Annotated in this window: 4 protein-coding genes and 1 pseudogene; all 5 read right to left on the reverse strand. The window is 54.0% G+C overall.

The features are described 5' to 3' along the window. Nucleotides 1–387 (reverse strand): annotated as a pseudogene (locus IK012_RS00100) (citramalate synthase); the annotation flags it as partial. 432 nt (nt 388–819) lie between these two features. Then, complete coding sequence (locus IK012_RS00105) at nt 820–2,364, reverse strand: fibrobacter succinogenes major paralogous domain-containing protein (RefSeq protein ID WP_290949063.1); 1,545 nt, start codon at nt 2,362–2,364, stop codon at nt 820–822. A 121-nt stretch (nt 2,365–2,485) separates the two neighbouring features. Further along, nucleotides 2,486–3,133: a nucleoside monophosphate kinase gene (locus IK012_RS00110; protein WP_290949066.1), complete on the reverse strand. Its 648-nt coding sequence runs from the start codon at nt 3,131–3,133 to the stop codon at nt 2,486–2,488. A gap of 54 nt (nt 3,134–3,187) precedes the next feature. Continuing rightward, a complete protein-coding gene (locus IK012_RS00115) occupies nt 3,188–5,698 on the reverse strand; it encodes an ATP-dependent Clp protease ATP-binding subunit (RefSeq protein WP_290949068.1) in 2,511 nt (836 codons plus the stop codon). A 10-nt stretch (nt 5,699–5,708) separates the two neighbouring features. Further along, nucleotides 5,709–6,389 carry an ABC transporter ATP-binding protein gene (locus IK012_RS00120; RefSeq protein WP_173343344.1) on the reverse strand — a complete coding sequence of 227 codons (681 nt, stop codon included), beginning with the start codon at nt 6,387–6,389 and terminating at the stop codon, nt 5,709–5,711. Nucleotides 6,390–6,516 lie beyond the last annotated feature (127 nt).

Raw genomic sequence — 6,516 nt, forward strand, 5'->3', positions numbered from 1 at the left:
GGAAGACTCGATCATGTCGAGGTTCTCTTCGAGCGTCGTGCGGATGACGTCGGTGACGTGCAAATCCCAGCTCTTTCCAAAAATCGTCTTGACCGGAGCGCCCGACTTCACGAGCGCCTGCAGCAGCGGGTCCTTCTCGGGGAGCACCTTCGGGCGGCGCGTGGAACCGAAAGCCGCGATCTTCGCGTGCTTCAGCTTGACTTCCTTGATCTTCTGGAAGAATTCCTCGTCGGTCGGGTTGCTCGGATTGGGCCAGCCCCCTTCGATGTAGTCAAAACCGAAATGGTCAAGAATTCGCGCAATCTGCAACTTGTCGGCTAGAGAAAGGCTTATCTTACGGTCTTGGTTACCGTCGCGGAGGGTGGTGTCATATAAAAAAACTTTCATGGGCACAAAGATAGAAAATTATACCCATGCGGGGGAAGTCTCCCCCTCGCTACAGCCTTGCCCTTCTGTCACCCTGGAGCCAAAGGCGATAGGGTCCAGGGCAAGGCTTCCGCTACCCCCTCTGCGGGGAGCACCCCGCAACGCCCCGGCTTCTCATGCCGGTGTCACCCTGGAGCGAAGCGATAGGGTCCAAGACCGCTCTTTGTAAAAATGTTTGCTTCGAGGGGCATTTCGCACGCAAACAAAATCATTTCATTCCATTGTTTGCTTAGCAAAACGCCCTCTCTCCGCAAAGAAACACGAGAGGTTCTTTGGAATGCGAACACTTATTGTAGGAACATGCAAGAATCTGGTACTGCAAAAGCCTTGCGTCTGTTAGACGCTGCAGTTTTCGCGAACCGCGGGTATCGTATTAAACTGCAGGAAGATGCTTTACTCGGCCTGATTTTCATCCTTCACGCAACGGACCGAATAGAAGGTTTCCTTTTTATGTTTTTCGATATGTCCGTGGGATTCTGCTAAATCCATGGCATAAGCGCTATCGCTATCGGCCTCCACGGAACTCCAGAAAAAAGTCCAGCTACCTTTATGGTAAAAATGTATCTCTAATTCGGATCCGTCATCGGGGGGCAATTCCTTTTGTAGAAGAGCCTTACAGGAATCTTTTTTTGACTTATTTCTTTTGTCTCCTAGTTCGTCCATTACAAGAATTAACTGGCAAGCGAATCTTTCTGCGTTAAAGGGGCTATGGCGCCTTGTGAGTTCCCCGTAGCCGGCTGCAAGCGCATTGAAACCGAAGACATCCAGCCCCCAACAGCGTTCCCCCCATCGGCTTCTAGATTTAAGCTTAGCCCCTGAATCCTCACCGACTAGCTCAAGCAACGATTCGAATTCGCCCTTGCTCGGCAAGTGCCAACCCGCAGGGCACACCGTTTTCGCAATACGCCATGGATATAACCGTCCATAACCGTACTTGGTGCAGTAGCGCTCACTTTCGTCGTAGCAAAAGCTATCCTCTGTTTCGAAGTTGAGGTTTTGTGCCATCCAAGTCTGCTGGCCAATCTTTACCGTATTGTAGACTTTGCCGTCGCGGCTATCCCTTAATGTTCCCTTTACGCTTTGATATCGAGCGACGATGGACTCTTTTTCTATTCTCTTTTCCCACTCCGCAATACCGTCTTTTTCTTGGGTCGTGTCCAGAACATGTCCCTTGACACAGCGAACGGAAAACAATCCCATGAGCTTATCAACACGCCCCAAGTAAAGCGAGTCTCCTATGTCGAGATTGTATGCATATTCTTCTTTAGTATAGGAGGCGCTATCGACTGTCGTCGAGCTCCAAAACATTGTGCATAAGCCTTCGCCACCGCCGCCGCGACCATAGAACATGAACCCAGCGGGGAGCGCCGTGAATCCGAAATCGTCCGTCCCGTTATGGCCTTCGACCATCCCATGACGGGCTGTCCAGTTTTCATGCCATCCATATTTTGACTTGAGCCTTTCTGCCGCCTGAGACATTCCTCCGGCAAATTCAATCAGTTTCTCGAATTCGCTCCTGCTCGGCAGATGCCAGCCATCAGGACACGCTTTTCTCGCTTCACGCCAATGGTAGAGGTTGCCATACACGTCGCAGGCGTAATTATCACCGAAGTAGCAATAACTGAATTCGTCATATGCCAGGTTCTGCGCCATCCAAACCTGGTTACCGATGATCACCGTCCTATAAATCTTTCCATCTCGGGAATCCAGCAGGGTGCCCCTGTCATATTGATAATCTACGATGGATGACCAATCCACCGAATCCTCACTCGAAGAATCTTTTTCAGGGGTTTCATCGCAAGAGACAAGGACTATGGCTAGGGCCACAGCAGAAATGCAGAAAAGAGATTGCCTCGACAGAGAAAAACACTTCATCACAGCCCCAGAGTCATTAGTCGAAAAAATAACAAATCTCCTTTCCACATTGTAAAAACGCATGTGTAAACAAACTTTTCCGGCTCACTTTTGGGGTCTAAAACATTTTAAGGGCTTTCAAAACAAAAATCCCCAACTCAATCGAGTCGGGGACTTCTATAGGCTTTACTTAGTTAAGCAAGAATTACTTGGACTTTTTGCAAGCCTTCTTGGCCGGAGCCTTCTTGGAGCACTTGCAAGCGGACTTGCAGAACTTCACATAGGCAGCGAGGGTGTCGCAGAACACTTCGTCCGGAGTGTTGTCGCCGTTGATGCGGCTGATGATGGACTTGCTGTACTTGCCGAGCACCTTGGCGGTGGATTCCTTGTACACCTTGAGGCGGTTCTTGATCACGGCTTCGTCGGCGTCGTCCTTGCGGCCTTCGATCTTGGCGCGGTTCAGGAGGCGGGCAACGATGGTCTTTTCGTCCTTGATGTCGAGCACGAAGATGTGCTTCACGTCGACGACGGATTCAATGAGCTTGACCTGAGCGACAGTGCGAGGAATACCGTCGAGGAGGAGGGTGTCCTTATCCGGGTTGACCTTGTTCGTGTTCACGAGGCCTTCGATGAAGCGGCCGAAAATTTCGACAGTGGCTTCGTCCGGAACGAGCAGGCCCTTGCTGGAGTAAGAAGCGAGGAGCTTGCCGGATTCGCTGGAAGGAGCAATGCCACGGAAGATGTCGCCCGTGGAAATGTGCTTGAGGGAAGTGGTAGCAGCGAGCTTTGCACCAACGGTACCCTTGCCGGAACCGGGAGCGCCAAAGATAAGGACTGCAGGAATTTTAGCCATTGTTAACCTCTTGGGTTTGATTGTTGAAATTTTTCGCGGTCAAAGATAGCATTTTTACGACTGAATCTTCTCGCACTTGAAACTGAGCTTGCCGTTTTCGACACCGATGCTTATCGTGGAGAAGTCCGTGAGGGTACCGAGCAGGAGCCCTTCGGCAATCGCGTCTTCCACCAAGTTCTGGATAGAGCGGCGTATCGGGCGCGCCCCCAGGGTGGAATCGTAATTGTGGTTCACGATAAATTCCTTCGCCTCCTGGCTGATTTCCAGCAGGATTCCGCGATCGGAAATGTTCTTCTGGAGGAACCCCATCTGGATGTCCACGACAGAAACGAGGTCCTTCTTGCTCAAGGCACGGAACACGATCTGCTCATCGACGCGGTTCAGGAATTCCGGTGAGAACACGCGCTTGACTTCTTCGCGGATGGCGTTTTCCATGCGCTCGTAGTCATCGGTCTCCCCTTCCTTCGTGAATCCCATGCCGCCGCTGTGGCGCACTTCGCGGGCACCGGCGTTACTCGTCATGATGATGATGGTGTTCTTGAAGTTGATCTTGCGGCCGTAACTATCCGTAAGGATGCCGTCGTCAAGAATCTGCAAGAGAATGTTGTAGATGTCCGGATGGGCCTTCTCGATTTCGTCGAGAAGCACCACGGAATAGGGCTTCTTGCGCACCTTTTCGGTGAGCTGTCCGCCGCCTTCCTCAAAGCCCACGTATCCCGGAGGAGCACCGATAAGGCGGCTCACGCTGTGCTTTTCCATGTATTCGCTCATGTCGACACGAATCATGGAATCCTCGCTCCCGAATAAAGTAAGGCTCAAAACCTTCGCAAGTTCCGTCTTGCCCACGCCCGTCGGCCCGAGGAAGAGGAAGCTGCCCATCGGGCGCTTGCTGCTGCGGATGCCCGCACGGGTACGGCGGATGGACTTGACAATCGCATCAACGGCAGCATCCTGGCCAATGATACGCTGTTTGATTTCATCGGCCAGATGCAGGAGCTTCTGCGTCTCTTCGCCGCCGAGGCGGCTCACGGGAATGCCGGTCATCTTGCTGATACAGTCGCGGATATCGCTCTCGTCGACAACGGGGATTTCGGCCCCTTCTTCCTGCAACTGCTTCTTGCGTTCGGCAATCTTGTTCTGGAGTTCTTCCTCGCGGGTACGGCACTTCGCCGCGTTCTCGTAATCCTGGTTCGCGACAGCCTCCTCCTTTTTCTGGAGGACTTCCGCAAGTTCATTTTCCATGTCCATCAAATCCTGCGGGACCTTGATGGAATTGAGCTTCACGCGGGCACCGGTCTCGTCGAGCACGTCGATGGCCTTGTCCGGTAAGAAGCGCTCGCTGATATAGCGTTCGGCAAGCGTCACCGCGGCGCGTATCGCATCGGGCGTGTAATGCACCTTGTGGTGCTGTTCATACTTCGGGCGCAGGCCTTCGAGAATCTGGATGGAATCTTCCGAATTGGGCGGATTCACGAGAATCGTCTGGAAGCGGCGTTCCAGGGCCGCATCCTTCTCGATGTACTTGCGGTATTCGTCAATCGTCGTCGCACCGATGCACTGGAGTTCGCCACGCGCTAACGCCGGCTTGAAGATGTTGCTCGCGTCGAGGCTTCCTTCGGAACCGCCCGCACCAACGATGGTATGGAGTTCGTCGATAAAGAGGATCACGGAATTGCTCACGCGCTGGAGTTCCATGATGAGCCCCTTCATGCGTTCCTCGAACTGACCACGGTACTTGGTACCGGCGACCATCGCCGCCACGTCAAGCGTAACCACGCGCTTGTTCGCGAGCAGGTCGGGAATCTTCTTCTGCACAATCTTCTGCGCAAGGCCTTCGATAATCGCGGTCTTGCCCACGCCGGGTTCACCGATGAGCGCCGGGTTGTTCTTCTTGCGACGGCAGAGGATCTGGATAAGGCGTTCAATTTCAGCTTCGCGCCCGATAATCGGGTCAAGTTTTCCCGCACGCGCCATCGCCGTGAGGTCGCGACCGAAGTGATCGAGAATCGGGGTCTTGGACTTGGAACCGCTACGAGGTTCGCGCGACATCTGCATGGGGCGCTGCATATCCGGATTGGCTCCGTCTTCCGGCATCCCGTCGGCATCGTGCTTCAACTGGTCGAGCGTCTGCTGGAAGTTTTCGAAAGTTATGTTGTATGTAGAAAGTATCCCTACGGCAGGGGAATCGGACTGCTGCAGAATGGCAAGCATCAAGTGCTCGGGGCCGATATACTGGTCGCCCTCTTCCTTCGCAATCTTCGCCGCATTGAAAAGCACGGCCTTCGCACGTACAGTAAACTGCAAAAGGCCATCGCGCGGGTTGCCGCCAATGGTCATGAGCCCGCCGTTCGAAGAGAGCGAACGCTGGATGTCCTCGCTCATATCCACGAGATTCACGCGAAGCGCCTTGAGCGTCTCGACGGCAAAGCCCGAATCTTCGCGGACCAAGCCCAGGAGCAGGTGCTCGGTCGAAACGCAGTCGCTACCGAGATTGCGGGCCGCCATGCGGGCCGCCTGGAGCACGGCTTTCGCCTTCGCAGAGAAAATACCGTTGTTGTCAGCCATACCAAATCTCCTATCCGATATCCTGAATCAATCCGTTATGCATCACCACGCGGCGCCTTGCAAAGCTCGCCAGTTTCTCGTCGTGCGTCACGATCAAGAAGGCCTGCTTGAACATCTCGTTGAGTTCACCGAAAAGTTCGTTCAGCTTCGCGGAATTCGCCTCGTCGAGGTTGCCGCTCGGTTCGTCGGCCAGCACCAAATCCGGGTTGTTCATGAGCGCACGCGCAATCGCGATACGCTGGCGTTCACCGCCGCTGAGTTCGCGCGGCAGATGCTTAAGGCGTTCCTTGAGGCCCACCGTTTCCAGGAGCATCTCGGCGCGTTCGCGGCATTCCTTGTCGGACTTGCCCGCAATACGGCCCGGAACGCACACGTTCTCGATGGCGGTAAATTCGCTGAGCAGGTGGTGGAACTGGAACACGAAACCCACCTTGAAGCGGTGGTATTCATCGCGCTCTTCGCTATTGAACTTCGAAAGGGCCTTGCCCTTGAAGAGGATTTCGCCGGAAGTCGGGGTATCGAGCATCCCAACCAAGTTGAGGAACGTCGACTTGCCGGAACCCGAAGAACCCGTGAGCGCCACGAGTTCGCCTTCTTCCATCGCGAAATTTACGCCCTTCAATATTTCGAGCTTTTCTCCCGTCTCGGAGAAAACGCGGCGGAGGTCGACAGTCTGCAATAAACTACTCATGCCTAATCGCTCCTACGGGGTCAAGCCTGCTCGCCTTCCAGGCCGGCAACAGCGTCGCCAGCACGCAAAGCGCAATGCCAATAACGAAAATAAGAACGACATCGACCAGGTGCACAGAAATCGGGAA

It is taken from the genome of Fibrobacter sp., assembly GCF_017551775.1.
GTDB lineage: Bacteria > Fibrobacterota > Fibrobacteria > Fibrobacterales > Fibrobacteraceae > Fibrobacter.

What these genes read in the sequence shown, in the direction of transcription:
- IK012_RS00115 (WP_290949068.1), bottom strand. Translation starts at nt 5,698, where the DNA reads ATGGCTGACAACAACGGTATTTTCTCTGCGAAGGCGAAAGCCGTGCTC.
- IK012_RS00110 (WP_290949066.1), bottom strand. Translation starts at nt 3,133, where the DNA reads ATGGCTAAAATTCCTGCAGTCCTTATCTTTGGCGCTCCCGGTTCCGGC.
- IK012_RS00105 (WP_290949063.1), bottom strand. Translation starts at nt 2,364, where the DNA reads ATGCGTTTTTACAATGTGGAAAGGAGATTTGTTATTTTTTCGACTAAT.
- IK012_RS00120 (WP_173343344.1), bottom strand. Translation starts at nt 6,389, where the DNA reads ATGAGTAGTTTATTGCAGACTGTCGACCTCCGCCGCGTTTTCTCCGAG.